Raw genomic sequence first — 17,634 nt, forward strand, 5'->3', positions numbered from 1 at the left:
TGTCGCCCTCCCGCACGGCATTCCCGGATCCCGCTGTCCGGGTGACTCCGGCCCTCCCTGTGTGACGTTCGCCATGCGTGTCGCCGGATCGGAACCGTGGTGACGGATTCCGCCCGGGATCTCCCCTTCCGTTCCTTCATCGGCCGACGGGCGTCCGGGGTGTACGGAGGGGCCTCCGGCGCCCCGGTTGCCCGGGTTGGCCGCCTGGGTGATGCTGGAGAGCGCCAGGGAGTGGCCGGCCTGGAGTGGCGGGGCCGAGGCATGCCCTGTAGACGACAAACAGCAGGTCAGGGCGAACGACGAACAGTAGGTCAGGGCGAACCCGGATCGTGGGAATCCGTGCGGTTCACCCGGTCAGCCACGCTCAGCGCGACAGCGGGCGCGAGGGTGTGCATCGTGATTCGCATGAACAGAACACAGACGCATTTCCCCAAGAAAGCCGTTGCACGAGTACTCGCGGTCAGCAGTGCCCTGGGCATTGCTCTCGCGGCAGGGATGGCGACGGCCGGATCCGCCGTAGCCGCGATGCCCGCCTCACACGCCGTCACCAAGGCTGCGGCTGCGCAGTCGAGCCCGGCGGGTGGAGGCGGCGACGACTACCACTGTGTGATCGTCCTCCTCTGCAACTGACGGATAGATCACGCGAGTTCAGGCCAGGCGAGGCGGGCGATGCGGCCCGCGCGGTTCCCTCTCCGTCTCGTCCAGCCTGACGGTGGTGAGTAGGAGGTTCGCCAAGACGAGAACAGTTGAACTTTGACGGCCGCGCTGTTGAGGGAATCGACAGCGCCGGCCGATCGCGTCGTGGACGTCCGCGTACCCGTCGGCGTACGTCCGCGTGTGTCTGCGCGCGTCCGCGCGTCACCGAGTGTGTCCGTGCGTCTCCGTGCGTGTCCGGCGGAGGGGATCGTCGTTCTCATCGTAAAAGCTCATCTCCGCACTTCTCAAGGAGTTTTGATGCGACGAGTCCTTACGGCGGCCGCTACCGCCGCAGCCGCCCTGTCGCTGGGGTCGGCCGGCGCCGCCCAGGCTGTCGACCTGCCGCAGGCCACTGACCTGGGCAAGGTGACCGGCGGCGACACCGCCGGTCTGGGTGACGCGACGAGCGGGGCCGCGACGGCGGCCGGTCAGGCGACGAACGGGGCCGTGCAGGCGGCCGGCGGACTGGCGGGCGGGACGGTGCCCACGGCTGGTGGAGTAGCGGGCTCGGCGGCGGAAGTCCTGGGCGAGACGGCCAAGGCGGCCACGCAGGGCGGGCTGCCGACGGACGCCCTGCCCGCGGACACGCTGTCGACGGATGCGGTACCGGCCGATGGGGTGTCGGCCAAGCCGGTCCAGGGGCTGCTCGGTGGCCTGCCGACCAAGGGCCTGCCTGCCAAGGGTCTGCCGAGCACGGACCAGCTGCCGACCAAGGGTCTGCCGAGCACGGACCAGCTGCCTGCCAAGGGTCTGCTCTAGCCCGGCGCACGTCACCGGCCCCGCCCCGTCCCTCCTCGTAGGGCCGGAGCGGGGCCGTTTCCGTGCCGCCGACGCACTGCCGGCTACCGGTACCGGCTATCGGCTACCGGCTCGAAACCCCTCATTGGTGTAGGTGTGATTCACCTTCCACATGGGTAACACGCCTTTCCGATAGGGGCGTTACTAGGGGCGTTGCGGCGCAGGTCGAAGAAGCCCGTGACGCGAACTGGTGGGGGGAGAACCTGATGTCCGACCTGGCGGCCGTTTCGGCCGAGATCGCGCCCTACCTCGCTCTGGCGGCCAACAGTCTGGGCGCCTCCGTGATCGCCGCCGCACAGCAGCGGATCGCCGAACACACCGTCACGGCCGGCGAGGGCTTCTTCCGTCGACTGCTGCGCCGTGACGACGGCACCGTCGGCGGCATAGGTGAGGACACCGCCCAGCCACTCGACGCAGCCCGGGCGGATGCCCTCGACGCCCGGCTAGCCGCCCTCAACGACCAGGAACGCCGCCTGCTGGCCGCCGCGGTGAGCGACTGGCTGAGGGGCCGCGCCGAGGAGCGGGACGCCCCGGCGCTGCTGGACCACCTCACCCGGCACGCCGCATCCGCAGGCGTACGCATCGTCTACAACAGCCCCACCGCGACGGGACAGGGCAGCATCGCGGCCGGCGAGATCCGCGGCAACGTCTATATGGGAGGCAGTGGACACGACCAGGACGGCTCATGAGCGAACGCCCGGGCGAGCGCGGCGATATCTACAACATCCCGCGCGCGGACGGCGATCATTCCATCGCCGCCAACGCCATCAGGAACGTCATCATCAGATGGGTGATGCACCCCAGTGCACGCTGGCTGCCGCTGCTGCTGGCCTGCGCCGCGCTGGTGATCGCCGGTACGCAGTGGCCGGACGGGCCTGCTCACCAGTACGTCCTGTGGGGCACGCTCGCCGGGCTGTCGCTGATCTCGGCCGCCGCCCGGGTCCTCAACCGCAAGCCCCGCGATGCCCGGGTGGTCGGCGTCCTCTCCCTGGTCTCCGTTCTGACCACGGTCGGCGGCTGGCTGGCGTTCCAGAATGTCCTGACGCATGGCGAGGTCGATGTCACCGGGCGGGTACGCATGGAGGGCACTCAGCCGTTGGACGACGTGGCGCACCGCACGCTCACTTTGCGCCTCGACGCGTCCGCCCTGGCGGAGCAGCGGAACGCCCTGCGGCTGACCCTGGGCATCACCGACCACGACCCGGCCGGTCCGACCTGCCTTCCGGACACCCGCGCCACGCTCTTCCTGCTCGCCTCCGGCGCCGCCGCCCAGGTGACGGACGTCCCGCCGGGCGGCACCGCCGAGTTCACGTTGGGCGAGGGCGCCGGGACCGTACGCATCGGGGTCCGGCTGCACACCGCCCGTGGTTGCCGGATGGACGTCCATGTGACGGGCGCAGTGCTGCACGACGGGTAGCCCGGCGATGGGCAGCGACGGGCATTGACGGGCATCGGTGGGCATCGATGGCTGGTGGGGCGGCCCGACGACGAGGTACGAGGCCACAGGGAGGACGGGGGAGAGCCGTGAGGGACAGGGGATCGAGTAAGGGAGTCGGGCTGAGCGCGCCGGGCCGGAGGGGACGCCGTACGGTCGTCACCGCGGCCTTCCTCGTGTTCGCCGCGCTGACCGCGAGCGCCTGCGCCGACGCGGAGCCGCCATCTCTCTTCGCATCCGGCAAGGTCTCCGTCGGTACGAAGAACGACCAGCCCGGCACCGGGGTGGTCCACACCTACAAGTTCTCCGGCTTCGACATCACCGTCGCCCGGCAGATCCTCAAGTCCGTAGGCGCCGAGCCGGACTTCGGAATCGTGCCGTCCGAGGACCGCACCACGGTGCTCACCGAGAAGAAGAAGGACCTTGTCGTCGCGACGTTCTCGATCACCGTGGAGCGGATGAAGCGGCTGGACTTCGTGGGCCCGTACGCGTCCACGTACCAGGGCATCATGGTCCGTAAGGACGACCGCCGCATCCGCAGGCCCGACGATCTCTTCGGCAAACGCGTCTGCACCTGGCCCGGTACCACCTCCGCCACCACACTGCAGGGGCCGGAGTACAGCCGGATAGCCGTGTACGAGCGCCCGGACGCGTCCAGTTGCATCAACGACCTCAAGGTCACCAAGGTGGCCGACGCGGTGTCCACCGACCAGATGATCCTCTACGGCTTCACCCAGGAGAACCCGGACCTCCGGGTCGTCCCGGACCTCACGTACGGGTCCGCCAACCACTACGGCATCGCGCTGGCCAAGGGGCACCGCGCGGACTGCCTGAAGCTGCGCGACGCGTTGCGGGACTACATCGGCGGGAACAACTGGAGCCATGACTTCTCGACGTCCCTGTGGTCCATCCCGAAGGCCGACCCGAGGTGGGAGACCGACTACAAGCCGCGCCTGGAGACCATCGATTCGCTCTCCTGCCGGGATCAGCCCAGGACGTGACCCCGGCGGGCAGAGGGAAGGCCGCCGGAGCCAGTGGTCGGGTGGTCAGGGAGTCAGCGGGGCGGACTCAGGTGGCCTGGGCCTGGTCGTAGAGGTTCTTGGCGTCGTCGCCGAAGTACGGGCCGAACATCGTGTTCGGCAGGAACTGATAGCCGAAGCTGTTCACCGAGGATTGCAGACCGGTGCCGGTCTTCTCGTCGAACGAGGTGAACCAGGGGCCGCCGCTGGAGCCGCCGGTCATGTTGCAGGACAGTCCGTGGTCGTTGGAGAGCAGCGGATCCTTGATGGTGGTGCCGCTGCAGTAGATCAGCTTGCTGCCGTCGTACGGTGTGGCCGCCGGGTAGCCGAAGGCGTACATCGCCTTGTTGTAGCCGGAGTTGAAGGACAGGCCCTGGCCGCCGACGACGTCGGTGAGGCTCTTGCCGTCGAGCGGGGCGACGACCGCCGCTCCGACGTCGTAGTTGATGTCCTCACTCGCCGTCCACTGCGGGGTGGAGAGCGTCTTGGCGGCCGCCCACTTGCCGTACGGGGCTTGGCCGTCGTGGTAGCCGGGGACGAAGACCCAGTTGGTGTGCCAGGCGCCCTCCAGCTTCACACAGTGCCCGGCCGTGATCACTGTGTTCTTGTTTCCGCTGGTCACCGCGTCGCCGGAACAGGAAGCGGTACGGCCCTGGTAGGTGAAGAACACCCGGCCGGCGGTCTTGGTGACCGCGCCCCCGCCGGTCCACGGACCGCCGGCCTGCGGGATGGCGGAGGGGAGGGAAGCGAGGGAAGAGCGGGCGGAGAGGGACGGGAGGGAGGGGCGGGACGGGAGGGTGGGCGGCACGTTCACCGGGGTGCCGCGGGGGACCGTGGTCGCGGGATTCCGCGCGGGAGCGCCGAGGTCCAGCGGAGCGGCGGACCGCATCCGGCCCGCCGTCCAGAAGGCGTCGAGTGCGGCGTGCGAGGTCGTGGCGTGGTGGGAGTTCTGCGGGGTGGCGGCACCGGCCGAGCCGGCGGGGAGCAGCAGGGCGAGCAGCGTACCGGCGGCCGTCAGAGCGCCCAGGGCGGCCCGTCCCCTGCGCGCCGCCGGATGTCCGACGGCTGCGGATACGGCTACGGATATACCCTCAAGTGACGCTATGGAACGAGGATGTGGCCGCTCGCTTCGGCGCTCATTCCTGCGGTCGTTGTGCCGCGGCTCGGTTCGTCGGTCGGTTCGTCGGTCGTTTCGCCTCTCGGTTCGTCGGTAGGTTCGTCTCACACGTGACTCCTTCTGCGGAGGCGCGCACGGCAGGCGCACGCGGCCGTGGGGGCGGGCCGCGCGGCCGCGGCCCGGCAGACGAGTGGTGCGGATCCGAAGCCAGAGTGCCAGCGGAAGCGGCAGGGCGGGAGAGGGCGTACGGGGATTGAACCCGTACGGGGACGCGACGCGTTACGGCGGGTCATTCCATGGCGGGGGCTGCCCGTGACGGGAGCTGCCTGTACCGGGGACAGTCCGTACCCGGATTCAACCGCGTCCGATATACGGCATGTTCGTCGCCATCACGGTCGCGAACTGAACATTGGCCTCCAGTGGCAGCCCTGCCATATGGGCGACCGTGCGTGCCACGTCCGCCGCGTCCATCACCGGCTCGACCGCCACCCGGCCGTCCGCCTGCAGAATGCCGGTCTGCATCCGGCCGGTCATCTCGGTCGCCGCATTGCCGATGTCGATCTGCCCGCAGGCGATCCGGTAGGGACGTCCGTCCAGGGACAGGGACTTGGTCAGGCCGGTCACCGCGTGTTTGGTGGCGGTGTACGCGATGGAGTGCGGCCGGGGGGTGTGGGCGGAGAGAGAGCCGTTGTTGATGATTCGTCCGCCCTGCGGGTCCTGGGCCTTCATTGTCCGGAAGGCGGCCTGTGCGCACAGGAAGGCGCCGGTGAGGTTCACCTCCACTACCGCGTGCCAGTCGTCGTACGTCAGCTCGTCCAGCGGTAGCGCCTTGCCGAAGGTGCCCGCGTTGTTGAACAGCAGGTCGACCCGGCCGAAGCGGTCGCGTACGGCGGTGAACAGGGCGTCGACCTGTTCGGGGCGGGTGACATCGGTCGGCACCGTCATGACCGTGGGGCTGTCGATGTCGGTGAGGGCGACCAGACGGGCGGTCTCCGCCAGGGCTTCCGGGCGTCGCCCGGCCAGCACCACCGTCCAGTCGTCGTCGGTCAGTGCCTGGGCGACCGCCCGTCCGATGCCGGAGCCGGCGCCGGTGACCACGGCCACCTTCCGGGGTGTGGCGCCGCCCGGCCGCGCTTCCTGCGGCGCCGGCGCCGTCTGCGCGCTCTGCCCGCCCCGCGAGGAGGGCACCGGCAGCGTGGGCCGGGTGGTCGTCGCCACTCCGCCGACCTGCCCGGCCCGTGCCGTCGGCATCGCCTGTGCTGTCCCTGCCCGCTCCCGCTCTGTGTTCTGTGCCATGGCGGCAGCGTAAACGGCATACGGGCGGTGAACCGGGCGGTTGGCGCGCGTCTCGCCCGGTCCTGGCCACACCGGTTTGACGCATTCCGGATAGCCCCCCATGATCAGGGACTGGCCATGATCATGACAGTAGGGGAATGAGCCATGCGCAAGTCCGTGAAGAGCCTCGGTGTGGGTGCCGCGGCCCTGGTCCTGACGGCATTCCTGCCGACGACGGCGAATGCCGCCACGTTGCAGCCCAGTTGCGGCACCACCGGTGCCAACGGCAACCTCCGGGTGGAGAACTTCGGCGGCGCGACGTCGCACATCAAGGTGTCGATGACCACGTACGACACGCTCGCCGACGGCAAGAACCCGGCCATCCGGCTGCTCACGAAGAACGTCAACGGCAAGGTCAAGTACTGGTCCTGGCACGTCGGCAAGGGTGGTAAGGGGTCCTGGGGCAACTGGAAGACCTACGCCAACGAGGACAGCGGGATCTTCGACGTCGGCGTCCAGATCGCGCGGTTCGACGGTGGCCATCTCGTCAACAGCTGCACCGACTGGTCCTGACGGCCGGCGCGCCGAAGCCCACCGGGGAGCGGCCCGCCGCGTCACGCCCACCGCTTCAAGCCCGCCGCGTCACTCCCGCCGCTGGAAGCTCGCCGCTACGTGTGGAAGCGCTTCAGGACCGCTGCCTTCGCGGCGGTGAACTCCTCCTCGGTCAGGATGCCCTCGCGGCGCAGCTCGCCCAGATCGCGCAGCCGGCGGAGCAGCGCGTCGTGGTGGTCATCGTGGTGGCCGCCGTGGATGTCGCCGTGGTGGTCGCCCTGGATGTCGTCGCGGGCGCCGGCACTGACGCAGCCCGGTCCGGGAGCGGGCCGGGCGGAAGCGGCGGGTGCGGCAGGCGGCACGGGCGGGGCGGGCGCGATGGGCGCGGTGGGCACCGGCGGCGTCCCGGTCCCGCCGGGTGGGAACTTTCCGGGCAGGGGCGTGGCGCCGGGCAGGGGCGTGCCGCCGGGGGCGGAGGGATGGGGCAGTCGCGCCGCCACCGCGGTGGCCAGCAGCGCCGTCGTGCCGCTCTCCTTCTTGAAGCCCCACAACTCGATGGAGTTGGGGTCGTGCTCCGGCTTGACCGGCTCCGGCGTACCGTGGGTGCGAAAGCGGAGGTAGCCGGACTCCAGGCCCTCCGCGGCCCGCCACTCCACCGCCGCCAGGTCGGCCAGCGCGAACTCCCTGGGCCCCCAATTCCGCTTGGTCTCGCTGGTGGTCCAGCGCCACTCGATCCGTACCCGCTCGCCGTCGAAGGTGGCCAGGCCGTCCACCCCGGCGGCCGACAGCGGCACCGACGGGCCGGGCAGCAGATAGCGGTCGCAGGGCCCGTCCGGTATGCCCTCCAGGACCAGGGCCTGCCGGACCGCGTCCGCGAAGTACTCGGCGACATCGACCCGGCCGGGATCCACCGCCACCTGATACGGGTTCGCGCCGTCCGGCAGCCCGCCGCCGGTGACCTGCAACAGCGGATCGGCTCCGTCCCGGAGGCGCAGCCGAAGCCTGCCGCCCTTGCGGGCCGGTTCGTACGCGATCCCGGCGACCGCGGTCAGCGGCACCGTGAACTCGCCCAGGTCCTGGCGGAGTTTGTGCACCCCGCGTTCGTGTCCCGGCACGATGCGCACGCCCTCGCCGTCGAAGCTCCAGGTGCCGTCACGCCCTATCAGTTCTGCCACACCGCAAATCGTACGACCCCCCACCGACAGCCGCCGAGATCGCACGACCCTCCGCCGCGGCCGCCGGGTGCCTCGAATGTCCGACTGTGTCCGGTCCGGTCACAAGCATCATCCCGTTGTCATGCCCGTGTCGTACGTGGGACAGCGTCACGCCGTCCCGCGGCCCTGCAATGTCCGGGACAACCACAGCCAGGGGAGGGCCAGATGACGCACCCCGCACCGTACGAGCAGCAGATCCGGGCCGCCGCCGGGCACGTCGGCCGCCGCCGCTTCCTCACCGCCACCGGGGCCGCCGCCGCGCTCGCCTTCGCCGTCGGCGTCCCGGCCACGGGCGTCGCGTCCGTCGCCGAGGCCGATCCGCGGAAGATCACCGAGAACCCCTTCACCCTCGGCGTCGCGTCCGGCGACCCTCAGCCGCGCTCCGTCGTGCTGTGGACCCGCCTCGCCCCGCGCCCGTACGAGCCGGGATGGGGGTCCCCCCGCTCGAACGGAGTTGAGAGTGGGGGAGGGATGCCGAACGCCAGGATCACCGTCCACTGGGAGGTCGCCCACGACGAGCGCTTCACACAGATGGCCGGCCGCGGACACGTCGACGCCCACCCGGAGTTCAACCACTCCGTGCACATCGAGCCCACCGGCCTCGCACCCGACCGCGTCTACTACTACCGCTTCCGCGCCGGCAGCTGGACCAGCCCCGTCGGCCGCACCCGCACCGCCCCCGCTCCGTCCGCCCGGCCGTCCGCGCTGTCGCTCGCCGCGGTCTCCTGCCAGGCCTATCACGACGGCTACTACACCGCCTACCGGTATCTCGCCCACGAGGACCTCGACATCGTCTTCCACCTCGGCGACTACCTCTACGAGTACCCGGTCGACGCGGCCGGCGGCGCCCGCAACTACACCGACCGCACCCTGCCCGCGCGCTTCAACCGCGAGACGGTCACGCTGGAGGACTACCGGCTGCGCTACGCCCTCTACAAGTCCGACCCGGACCTGCAGGCCGCCCACGCCGCGCACCCTTTCCTCGTCACGTGGGACGACCATGAGGTGGAGAACAACTACGCCTCCGGCGTCAACGAGGGCAACCTCCCGCCCGCCGAGTTCCTCGTCCGCCGGGCCGCCGCCTACCGCGCATACTGGGAGAACCAGCCGCTACGGCGGCCGCAGCGGCCTCAGGGTGCGGATGCCCGGCTCTACCGCCGGGTCCACTACGGGCAGCTCGCCCAGTTCGACATCCTCGACACCCGCCAGTACCGCTCCGACCAGGCCTACGGGGACGGCTGGCGGGTCCCGGGGCCCGAGTGCGAGGACCCGCGGCGCACCGTGACCGGCGCCGCCCAGGAGCGCTGGCTGATCGACGGCTGGCGGCGGTCCACCGCCCGCTGGAACGTCCTGCCGCAGCAGGTCACCTTCTCCGAGCGGCGCAACGCCACCGGCTCCGGCTACCAGGTCAGCATGGACGCCTGGGACGGCTACACCGCCTCCCGTGAACGGGTGCTGGCCGGTGCGGAGTCGGCCGGAGTGGAGAACCTCGTCGTGCTCACCGGTGATGTGCACGTCCACTACGGCTTCGACATCAAGCGGGACTTCAAGGACCCCGGATCGCGCACCGCGGGTGTGGAGTTCGTGACCACCTCGATCACCAGCGGCGAGGACGGCGTGGACAAGCCCGCCAACTGGGCCACGTACATGGCCGCCAACCCACACCTGAAGTTCTACAACGGACGGCGTGGCTACCTCACCGTCACCCTGGACCGGGACACCGCCCGCGGCGACTACCGGACGGTGTCCGCCGTCACCACTCCGGGAGCGCCGATCACCACCGCCGCGTCGTTCGTCTCGGAGGCGGGCGAACCAGGGCTCAAGGCGGCCTGACGCTGCTGGGGCGGTACCCGTAGGGGGCGGTCGAACAGATCCCCTAGGGGGAGCGAGGGCCCCCTGCGGGGCCACAACGGGGTGGAGGGGGGCGGTATTCCCGGTGTTCCCGGTGTTCCCGGTGTTCTCGGTGTTCCCGGCCGCGGGGGTGCCGTCCCGTGCATGTCACCATGGGCGGACATCACTGATTCATGGAGACACTCATGACGGAGCACGGTTCGGCCGAGGCCAACGATCTTCCTGCGACAGCCGAGCCGATAGCTGGGCGGGGCGCGGCAGCGGACCGGGGCACACCGGCCGAACCGGCCGCGTCCCGCCGTACCAGTCTCCTCGTCACCCTTGTCCTCGGTGGGCTCACCGCGGTTCCGCCGCTCTCCATGGACATGTACCTGCCGGCCCTGCCGCAGGTGGGCGCCGCGCTGCACAGTCCGGCCGCCACCGTCCAGCTCACCCTCACCACCTGCCTGGCCGGCATGGCTCTGGGCCAGATGATCGTCGGCCCGATGAGCGACAAATGGGGCCGTCGGCGTCCGCTGCTGGCGGGCATGGTGATCTACGTCCTGGCGACCGCCCTGTGCGCGGTCGCCACCACCGCCGAACTGCTCATCGTCTTCCGCCTGTTGCAGGGACTGGCGGGCGCCGCCGGTATCGTCATCGCCCGCGCGGTGGTACGCGACCTCTACGACGGCGTCGCCATGGCGCGGTTCTTCTCCACCCTGATGCTGATCTCCGGGGTGGCACCGGTCGTCGCACCCCTCATCGGCGGCCAGATCCTCCAGGTCACCGACTGGCGCGGCGTTTTCGTCGTGCTCACCGCCGTCGGCCTGGCGCTCACCCTCCTCGTCTGGCGCACCCTGCACGAGACCCTGCCGCCCGCGCGCCGGCACCCCGGCGGCCTCGGCCAGACCCTGCGCACCATGCGCGATCTGGTCGCCGACCGGACCTTCTCCGGCTACCTCCTCGTGGGCGCGTTCGCGTTCGCCGCCCTCTTCGCGTACATCTCGGCCTCGCCGTTCGTCGTCCAGGAGATCTACGGGGCCTCCCCGCAGGTCTTCAGCCTGCTCTTCGGCCTCAACTCCATCGGCCTGGTCCTGGTCGGCCAGGTCAACGGCAAGGTGCTGGTCGGCCGGGTCCGTATGGAGAACGTGCTGGCCACCGGGCTGGCGCTGATCGCCGTCGCCGCGACCGCCCTGCTCCTGATGTCCTCCGGTGTCTTCGGCCACGTCGGACTGGTCCCCATGGCCGCCGGGCTCTTCGTCCTGATGGCCTCCATGGGCCTGGTCATGCCCAGCACCAACACCCTCGCGCTGCTGCGCACCCCGCACGCGGCCGGTTCCGCCTCCGCGCTGCTGGGCACCTCGACGTTCCTGCTCGGCTCGGTGGCCTCCCCGCTGGTCGGCATCGCGGGTGAGCGGACCGCCGTCCCGATGGCCCTCGTCCAGCTCGGATGCGCCGTATTGGCGCTCGTCAGCTTCCTGGGGATGTGCCGTCCGTGGCAGCGTAGAGAGGAGAAGAGCACCACGGAGCAGGTCTCCACGGAGCAGGTCTCCACGGAGCAGGTCTCCACGGAGCAGGTCTCCGCGGAGAAGGCTTCCACGGGGCAGGTCTCCGCGGAGTAGGCCTCCGCGGAGGAGAGCAGCAGTACGGGCGAGAGGACCGCGCGCTGAACGCATCCCGGCTCACCTACGGCACGCCGACCCGGGCGGGCCTGGACCCCGCCTGGGTGGAACGGCTGGTCCACGGCGTACGGACGCTGCCCGAGGGTCGGCCGCCGTGGTCGCCGGGAGCCGTCGTGCTGGCGGGCCGCGGACCGGTCGTGGTCGCCGAGGCCGCCGCCGGCTGGGCCCAGCGCTACCGTGCGTACGACGCCGAGCAGGACCAGGGCCTGGAGCTGCCCCGCGACCGGTGGGAGCCGATGCGGACCGGCACCGTCTTCGACCTCGCCTCGCTTACCAAGCTCTTCACCGCCATCGTCGCGATCCAGCTGGTCGAACGCGGCCGCCTGGTCCTCAACGACCAGGTCAAGGCCCATCTGCCGGCCTTCACCCCCGGCATCACCGTCCGCCAGTTGCTCACCCACACCTCCGGCCTCGCCCCCGAGCTCCCCTTCTACGAGCACCGGGAGCGCGGCGCCCAGCTGGAGTTGCTGTGGCGGGAGGCCGCGGAGCCCACCGGCCGCCCGGACACCAGCTACCTCTACTCCGACCTCAACCTGATCTGTCTCCAGCTGATCCTGGAGCAGCTCACCGGGCGCCGCCTGGACGCCCTGGTCCACGAGGGCATCACCGGCCCGCTGGGCATGACCAGCACCTGCTACGGCCCGCTGGCGCCGCATGGCGTCGCGGCGACCGAGGACCAGCGGCGCCCCTGGGCCAAGGTGGACCGCGGCATGCTCCGCGGCGAGGTGCACGACGAGAACGCCTGGGCGCTGGGCGGGGTGGCCGGCCACGCGGGTCTGTTCTCCACCGCCCAGGATCTGGCCGTGCTGTGCCGCACCCTGCTCAATGGCGGCGCGTACGGGCGCACCCGGATCCTCGGCGCCGGCGCGGTCGCCGCCCTGCTCGACCCGCCCGGCCTCGGGTTCGGCATCGACCAGCCGTACTTCATGGGCGAGTTGGCGGGGCACGGCGCCGCCGGTCACACCGGCTTCACCGGCACCAGCCTGGTCCTCGACCGGGCCACCGATACGTTCCTGATCCTGCTGGCCAACACCGTCCACCCCCGCCGCCGGTGCGGCGGCAGCGCCCCGCGCGCCGCGGCCGCCACCCGGCTGGCCCGGGCCGTGGTGGGCTCCGCCTGACCCCCTAAGCGCGGTTCCCCTAAGTGCTGGCCCCCGTGAGCGCAGCTCTCCCCGTGACCGCGCCCCCCCCGTAAGCGCCGCCCCCCCCGTAAGCGCCGCCCCCGTAACCGTCCGGGCCCGCCCCGCTCCCCGCGCCGTAGAATTCCTCCAATGCACGACGAACTGCGCGCCGCCCTGGCCGGCCTGCTCGACGGCCTGCCGCCCAAGCAGGCCGCGCAGGCCGTGGACCGCCTGATCAGCAACTACCGGGGCCGCACCCCCACCGACGCCCCGGTCCTGCGCGACCGCGCGGATGTGGCCGCGTACGCCGCCTACCGCATGCCGGCCACCTTCGAGGCCGTACGGGCCGCCCTGGCCGCCTTCGCCGTCCGCACCCCCGGCTGGTCCCCGGCCACCCATGTCGACATCGGCGGCGGCACCGGCGCCGCCACCTGGGCCACCGCCGCCACCTGGCAGGGGCACCACAGCACCGTCCTGGACTGGGCCGAGCCCGCGCTGGCGCTGGGCCGCGAGCTGGCCGGGGGAGTGCTGGACGACGTCGAGTGGTGCCGCCGGACGATCGGCGCGGGCCTGACGGTCCCCGACGGTACGGACCTGGTCACCGTCTCGTACGTGCTGGGTGAGCTGACCGAGGACGACCGGCGCGCGGTGGTCGACGCGGCGGCCCGGGCGACGGCTGTCGTGGTGATCGAACCGGGCACCCCGGACGGCTATGCGCGCATCCGTGACGCGCGCGACCGGCTCATCGCCGCCGGGCTGCGGGTGGTGGCCCCCTGTCCGCACAGCGCACAGTGCCCGATCGTCCCGGGCGAGGACTGGTGTCACTTCTCCGCCCGGGTGAGCCGGTCCTCCCTCCACCGGCAGGTCAAGGGCGGCTCCCTCCCGTACGAGGACGAGAAGTTCAGCTACGTGGCCGCCACCACGCTCGACGCATCGCCCGAGGCAGCCCGTATCGTCCGCAAGCCCCAACTCCGCAAGGGGCAGGTCCTGTTGGACCTGTGTACGGCGGACGACGGTCTGCAGCGGACGACGGTCACCAAGCGGCACGGCACCCGCTACCGGGACGCCCGCGACGCCTCGTGGGGCGACGCCTGGCCCGCGTAGGCCCGATTTCACTCACCCCCTCCGCGTCCGCTCCTGGAATCTGCGGAGCAGTTCCTGTCGCTGCGCCTGGGCATCGGCGTGCCCCTGGCCGCCACGGCCGCCGCCGGTGCCGCCGCGCAGCGAGCCCCGGGACAGCTTGTTGCGGGCCCCTCCGACGCCCAGCATTCCGTTCGCGTTTCCCTTGGCCATGGGACGTCCCCTTTCGTCTTTCGTCTCGATGTCCTCGGACCGACCCTGCGAGACGGTTCGTCTCGCAGGGCATGTCCTCACTATCTACCGAGACGTATCGTCTCGTCAAGACGATACGTCTCGCCTCTTGCTCGCTAGACTCCGTTCCATGGCCACCAAGACAGCCCCCGATGCCTCTCGCCGCAGCGAACGCTCCCGCCGCGCGATCTTCGACGCCGCCCTCGCCCTCGTCGGCGAAGTCGGCTACGAGAAACTCACCATCGAAGGGATCGCCGCCCGCGCCGGCGTCGGCAAACAGACCATCTACCGCTGGTGGCCCTCCAAGGCCGCCGTCCTCCTGGACGCGTTCACCGCCGACGTCGACGAGGACTTCGCGCAGGGCCTCCCGGACACCGGCGACCTCGCCGCGGACCTGAAGTTCGTGCTGCGGGCGACCGTCGACGAATTCAACGACCCGGTGTTCGAGGCCCCCTACCGGGCCCTCGCGGTGGCCGGAGCCAACGACGAGGAGGTCTCCCGCACCTTCGCCGCCCGGCTGATGGAGCCTGGTATCCGCGTCTACACCGAACGGATGCGGGCGGCCCAGGAAACCGGTGAAGTGGCCGCCGATGTCGACGTACGTGTGGCCGCCGAGATGGTGCTGAGTCCCTTCTCACAGCGCTGGCTGATGCGCACCGGTCCGCTGACCCACGAATTCGTCGATACCCTCGTCGACCAGGCGCTGAGCGGACTGCGCCCCCGCGACTGACCTTCGCGGGGCGGTCTGCGGGACGGTCCGCGGGGCGGCCGCGGGCGTCGCTGATGAGGTGAATTGCCGGTATTCGCCCGTCCTGCGTTCACCCCGGATCTCCACACCGGTCACCCGGGACGCAGGATGGTGGCAGCATTGATCCCAGACCACCGCTCGAAGTGAGGGGATAGATGGAACGCAAGAGCAGGTTCTCCCAGTGGCTGCGCCGGCCGAAGAGCGGATCGGACGGCGGCGATACGGACACGGGATCGGCCGCCGCGCGCGGCCGCGAGGACCTGCTGCTGGCCGCGGCCGGAGCGGGCTTCCCCATCGCCCCCGCGGCCCATCCGTCCGGCTACGGCTGTTCCTGTGAACGCATCGGCTGTCCGACGCCCGGACGGCACCCTGTCTCCTTCGGCTGGCAGACCGTCGCCACCACCGACCGCGAGAAGGTCACCGCCTGGGTCCGCACCCTCCCGCAGGCCAACTTCGTCACCGCCACCGGCATCGCCCACGACGTCCTGGACGTGCCCGTCGAGGCCGGCCGCAGCGCCCTGGGACGGCTGGAGGCGGCCGGTGTCGACGTCGGCCCGATCACCCTCAGCGGCGATCCCCGCTTCGGCGACGGCCGGATGCTGTTCTTCACCGCCACCCGCGGCACCCCGGACGACGAGGACGAGTGGTGGCCCTGTGAGCTGGACTGCCACCCCGAGACCCTGGACGAGCACCCCGGCCTGCGCTGGCACTGCCGCGGCAGCTACGTCCTCCTGCCGCCCTCGACGCTCCCCGGCGAGCAGCCCGCGGTCACCTGGCTGCGCGGCCCCGAGCTGCCGCTGCCCGACCCGCTGACCCTGCTCGCGTCGCTCACCGACGCCTGCGCCGAGTTCCACGACCGCGCCGGCCGCGAGCCGTACCACGAGACGGCAGCCTGGCCGATCGGCCGCTGAGCCCGGCCACGGACCGCCCGCCCGAAGACCGCCGGGCTCGTCGCCCACCGGCCACCGGCCACCGGCTACAGCGGCTTCACCTCGGTCTTGGACTCCCGGCGGTTCAGCACGGTGACCTTGCCGCCGGACCCTTCGGCCGGCACCGTGACCGCCTGCATCGAGACCGTGGTGAAGGCCATCCGGCTGATCGCCTGCTGCGGGTTGTGCGCACCCACGATCAGGCCCCGCAGGGCCGGCGGCACGGTGATCCGCGCGCCCGTCGAGACGGTCTTCAGCTGGTGGTAGAGCGTCGAGAAGAACACCAGCGCACCGCCGTCCGCGGTCCGCAGCGCCACCGGCGGATGGTTCGTGGCGGCGTCGTCCCACTGGATCCGCTGGCCGGGCAGGTTGGCGTCCCTGGCCCGCTTGGCCCGCCAGCCGTCGGTGTGCGGGCCGGGGGCGAAGGTGCTGCCCTGCCCGGTGTTGAGGTAGTCCGCGTAGGCACGGCTGAGCCTGCCGGGGGCGACCATCAGCCCGGACGCGCCGTCCGTCGGCACCGCCTCGGCGTAGCCGTCCTGGTCGGTCTTCAGCTTCGGCGCCTTGTTGCCGTCGAACTCCGCCAGGTACACCGCGCGCCACTGCTCGTCGATGCCGTTGCGGCTGAAGACCAGGAACCACCGGCGGAACGAGCCGTCGGCGCCCTTGCGGTTGGTGTCCGCGTCCGCGATGAAGTACCGCGGCCAGCCCTTCTGCTTGGGCACGGTGAAATGCGCGTCCTTGAACGTCAGCGCCCGGAAGCCGGGGTTGCCGCGCGGGTTGAGCGCATGCGCGGCCTTTATCCCCGCCTGGTCGAGGGCGAGCAGGGCGTCGCCCTCGAAGGACGGGTTCAGCTCCGGGTTCAGCTCGCGGTTGACCTTGTTGAAGCCGTCGGCGAAGCGCTGGAGGGCCTTGGCACCGTCAGCCTTCGACACCGCCGGCAGCGTCACCCGCTCGCCGTGCACCGTCACGCACCCGCTGAGTATCGCCAGCGCCGCCGCTGCCGACGTCAGTGTTACGGGCACCCGGAACGGCGACCTGCGTGTCATGGGGCTCCTTGGGGGCGACCGGGGCGGACCGGGTGGCCGCCGGGGTGGCACGATTCGGCGCAACCCTACCCGGGGCGAGGAACAACAACAGCGTGGGGACCAGATACAGAGCCCACACCGTGACCTGGAGGACGGTCGGGTCCGGCTGGAAGTTGAAGACGCCCTTGAGCAGCGTGCCGAACCAGCCGTCCGGCGGGATCTGCGCGCTGATGTCGAACGCCCGGCTGCCCAGCCCCGGCAGGATGTCCGCCTCCTGAAGATCGTGGAAGCCGTACGCCAGCACGCCCGCCGCGACCACCACCAGCATCCCGCCCGTCCAGGTGAAGAACTTCGCGAGGTTGATCCGGACCGCACCGCGGTAGAACAGCCAGCCCAGCAGCACGGCCGTCAGCAGCCCCAACAGCGCCCCGAGCAACGGCCGCACGCCGTCGTCCGCGGACTGGACGGCGGTCCAGACGAACAGCGAGGTCTCCAGGCCCTCCCGGCCCACCGCCAGGAACGCGGTGACCACCAGCGCCACGGTGCCCATCCGCAGCGCCGCGTCCAGCTTGCCGTGCAGCTCCCGCTTCAGATGCCGCGCGGTGCGCCGCATCCAGAAGACCATCCACGTCACCAGGCCCACCGCGACGATGGACAGCGAACCGCCGAGCGCCTCCTGCGCGGCGAACGTCAGGGTCTGCGAGCCGAATTGCAGCGCCGCGCCGAACGCGAGCGACAGCACCACGGCGAGGCCGACCCCCAGCCAGACCGGACGCAGCCCCTCCCTCCGGCCGGTCTTGACCAGATACGCGATGAGGATGCAGACGACGAGGCTGGCCTCCAGGCCCTCGCGCAGGCCGATCAGGTAGTTGCCGAGCACAC

The 17,634-nt window shown here is 71.2% G+C and carries 19 protein-coding genes; 13 read left to right on the plus strand and 6 right to left on the minus strand.

Annotation, left to right across the window (positions count from 1 at the left end):
• Window positions 1-405: 405 nt before the first annotated feature.
• The 5 genes from AZE13_RS36425 (at window position 406) to AZE13_RS22995 (ending at window position 3,930) form a co-directional block, all read left to right on the plus strand.
• Window positions 406-630 (plus strand): hypothetical protein, encoded by a 225-nt coding sequence (locus AZE13_RS36425; protein ID WP_147264703.1) that lies wholly within the window; start codon window positions 406-408, stop codon window positions 628-630.
• Window positions 631-954: 324 nt separating this feature from the next.
• Window positions 955-1,455, plus strand: coding sequence for a hypothetical protein (locus tag AZE13_RS22980; RefSeq protein ID WP_066935198.1), 501 nt, complete (start codon window positions 955-957; stop codon window positions 1,453-1,455).
• A 245-nt stretch (window positions 1,456-1,700) separates the two neighbouring features.
• Entirely contained in the window at window positions 1,701-2,183 is a 483-nt protein-coding gene (locus AZE13_RS22985) for a hypothetical protein (protein WP_066935201.1), read from the plus strand.
• On the plus strand, window positions 2,180-2,911 hold the full coding sequence (locus AZE13_RS22990) for a hypothetical protein (RefSeq protein ID WP_066935204.1): 732 nt from the start codon (window positions 2,180-2,182) through the stop codon (window positions 2,909-2,911). Before AZE13_RS22985 ends, AZE13_RS22990 begins: the two co-directional genes overlap by 4 nt.
• A 107-nt stretch (window positions 2,912-3,018) precedes the next feature.
• Complete coding sequence (locus AZE13_RS22995; protein WP_258527936.1) at window positions 3,019-3,930, plus strand: transporter substrate-binding domain-containing protein; 912 nt, start codon at window positions 3,019-3,021, stop codon at window positions 3,928-3,930.
• A gap of 67 nt (window positions 3,931-3,997) precedes the next feature.
• Here AZE13_RS22995 and AZE13_RS23000 read toward each other — a convergent pair whose 3' ends face one another.
• Entirely contained in the window at window positions 3,998-4,837 is an 840-nt protein-coding gene (locus AZE13_RS23000; RefSeq protein ID WP_398780202.1) for a trypsin-like serine peptidase, read from the minus strand.
• 48 nt (window positions 4,838-4,885) lie between these two features.
• On the opposite strand from AZE13_RS23000, the gene AZE13_RS38310 reads away from it, so the two are divergent.
• Window positions 4,886-5,047: a hypothetical protein gene (locus AZE13_RS38310; RefSeq protein WP_258527949.1), complete on the plus strand. Its 162-nt coding sequence runs from the start codon at window positions 4,886-4,888 to the stop codon at window positions 5,045-5,047.
• 372 nt (window positions 5,048-5,419) lie between these two features.
• Here the strand turns inward: AZE13_RS38310 and AZE13_RS23005 are convergent, their stop codons facing one another.
• Window positions 5,420-6,361: an SDR family oxidoreductase gene (locus AZE13_RS23005; protein ID WP_258527937.1), complete on the minus strand. Its 942-nt coding sequence runs from the start codon at window positions 6,359-6,361 to the stop codon at window positions 5,420-5,422.
• A gap of 144 nt (window positions 6,362-6,505) precedes the next feature.
• Here AZE13_RS23005 and AZE13_RS23010 point away from each other — a divergent pair, with 144 nt between their 5' ends.
• Window positions 6,506-6,913: a hypothetical protein gene (locus AZE13_RS23010; RefSeq protein ID WP_066935211.1), complete on the plus strand. Its 408-nt coding sequence runs from the start codon at window positions 6,506-6,508 to the stop codon at window positions 6,911-6,913.
• Between the two features lie 95 nt (window positions 6,914-7,008).
• Here the strand turns inward: AZE13_RS23010 and AZE13_RS23015 are convergent, their stop codons facing one another.
• Window positions 7,009-8,067 (minus strand): DUF4429 domain-containing protein, encoded by a 1,059-nt coding sequence (locus AZE13_RS23015; protein ID WP_066935214.1) that lies wholly within the window; start codon window positions 8,065-8,067, stop codon window positions 7,009-7,011.
• 204 nt (window positions 8,068-8,271) lie between these two features.
• On the opposite strand from AZE13_RS23015, the gene AZE13_RS23020 reads away from it, so the two are divergent.
• The 4 genes from AZE13_RS23020 to AZE13_RS23035 all read left to right on the plus strand — a co-directional run bounded on the left by AZE13_RS23020 (window position 8,272) and on the right by AZE13_RS23035 (window position 13,843).
• Complete coding sequence (locus tag AZE13_RS23020; protein ID WP_066935217.1) at window positions 8,272-9,939, plus strand: alkaline phosphatase D family protein; 1,668 nt, start codon at window positions 8,272-8,274, stop codon at window positions 9,937-9,939.
• A gap of 203 nt (window positions 9,940-10,142) precedes the next feature.
• Window positions 10,143-11,558 carry a multidrug effflux MFS transporter gene (locus AZE13_RS23025; protein WP_258527938.1) on the plus strand — a complete coding sequence of 472 codons (1,416 nt, stop codon included), beginning with the start codon at window positions 10,143-10,145 and terminating at the stop codon, window positions 11,556-11,558.
• Between the two features lie 104 nt (window positions 11,559-11,662).
• Window positions 11,663-12,739, plus strand: a complete 1,077-nt coding sequence (locus tag AZE13_RS23030; protein WP_066935220.1) for a serine hydrolase domain-containing protein — start codon at window positions 11,663-11,665, stop codon at window positions 12,737-12,739.
• Window positions 12,740-12,889: 150 nt separating this feature from the next.
• Window positions 12,890-13,843, plus strand: coding sequence for a small ribosomal subunit Rsm22 family protein (locus tag AZE13_RS23035; protein ID WP_066935224.1), 954 nt, complete (start codon window positions 12,890-12,892; stop codon window positions 13,841-13,843).
• Between the two features lie 12 nt (window positions 13,844-13,855).
• Here AZE13_RS23035 and AZE13_RS37060 read toward each other — a convergent pair whose 3' ends face one another.
• Window positions 13,856-14,032 (minus strand): DUF6243 family protein, encoded by a 177-nt coding sequence (locus AZE13_RS37060; protein ID WP_181690420.1) that lies wholly within the window; start codon window positions 14,030-14,032, stop codon window positions 13,856-13,858.
• A 148-nt stretch (window positions 14,033-14,180) separates the two neighbouring features.
• Here AZE13_RS37060 and AZE13_RS23040 point away from each other — a divergent pair, with 148 nt between their 5' ends.
• Window positions 14,181-14,780, plus strand: coding sequence for a TetR/AcrR family transcriptional regulator (locus tag AZE13_RS23040; RefSeq protein WP_066935227.1), 600 nt, complete (start codon window positions 14,181-14,183; stop codon window positions 14,778-14,780).
• A 173-nt stretch (window positions 14,781-14,953) separates the two neighbouring features.
• Window positions 14,954-15,709 (plus strand): bifunctional DNA primase/polymerase, encoded by a 756-nt coding sequence (locus tag AZE13_RS23045; RefSeq protein WP_066935230.1) that lies wholly within the window; start codon window positions 14,954-14,956, stop codon window positions 15,707-15,709.
• Between the two features lie 65 nt (window positions 15,710-15,774).
• On the opposite strand, the gene AZE13_RS23050 is transcribed toward AZE13_RS23045, so the two are convergent.
• Both AZE13_RS23050 and efeU read right to left on the minus strand, forming a co-directional pair.
• A complete protein-coding gene (locus AZE13_RS23050) occupies window positions 15,775-16,659 on the minus strand; it encodes a hypothetical protein (protein ID WP_258527939.1) in 885 nt (294 codons plus the stop codon).
• Window positions 16,646-17,632 (minus strand): iron uptake transporter permease EfeU, encoded by a 987-nt coding sequence (gene efeU / locus AZE13_RS23055; protein WP_066935236.1) that lies wholly within the window; start codon window positions 17,630-17,632, stop codon window positions 16,646-16,648. The genes AZE13_RS23050 and efeU overlap by 14 nt, the downstream gene beginning before the upstream one ends.
• Window positions 17,633-17,634 lie beyond the last annotated feature (2 nt).

Source organism: Streptomyces sp. NBRC 110611 (genome assembly GCF_001590865.1).
Lineage (GTDB): Bacteria > Actinomycetota > Actinomycetes > Streptomycetales > Streptomycetaceae > Streptomyces.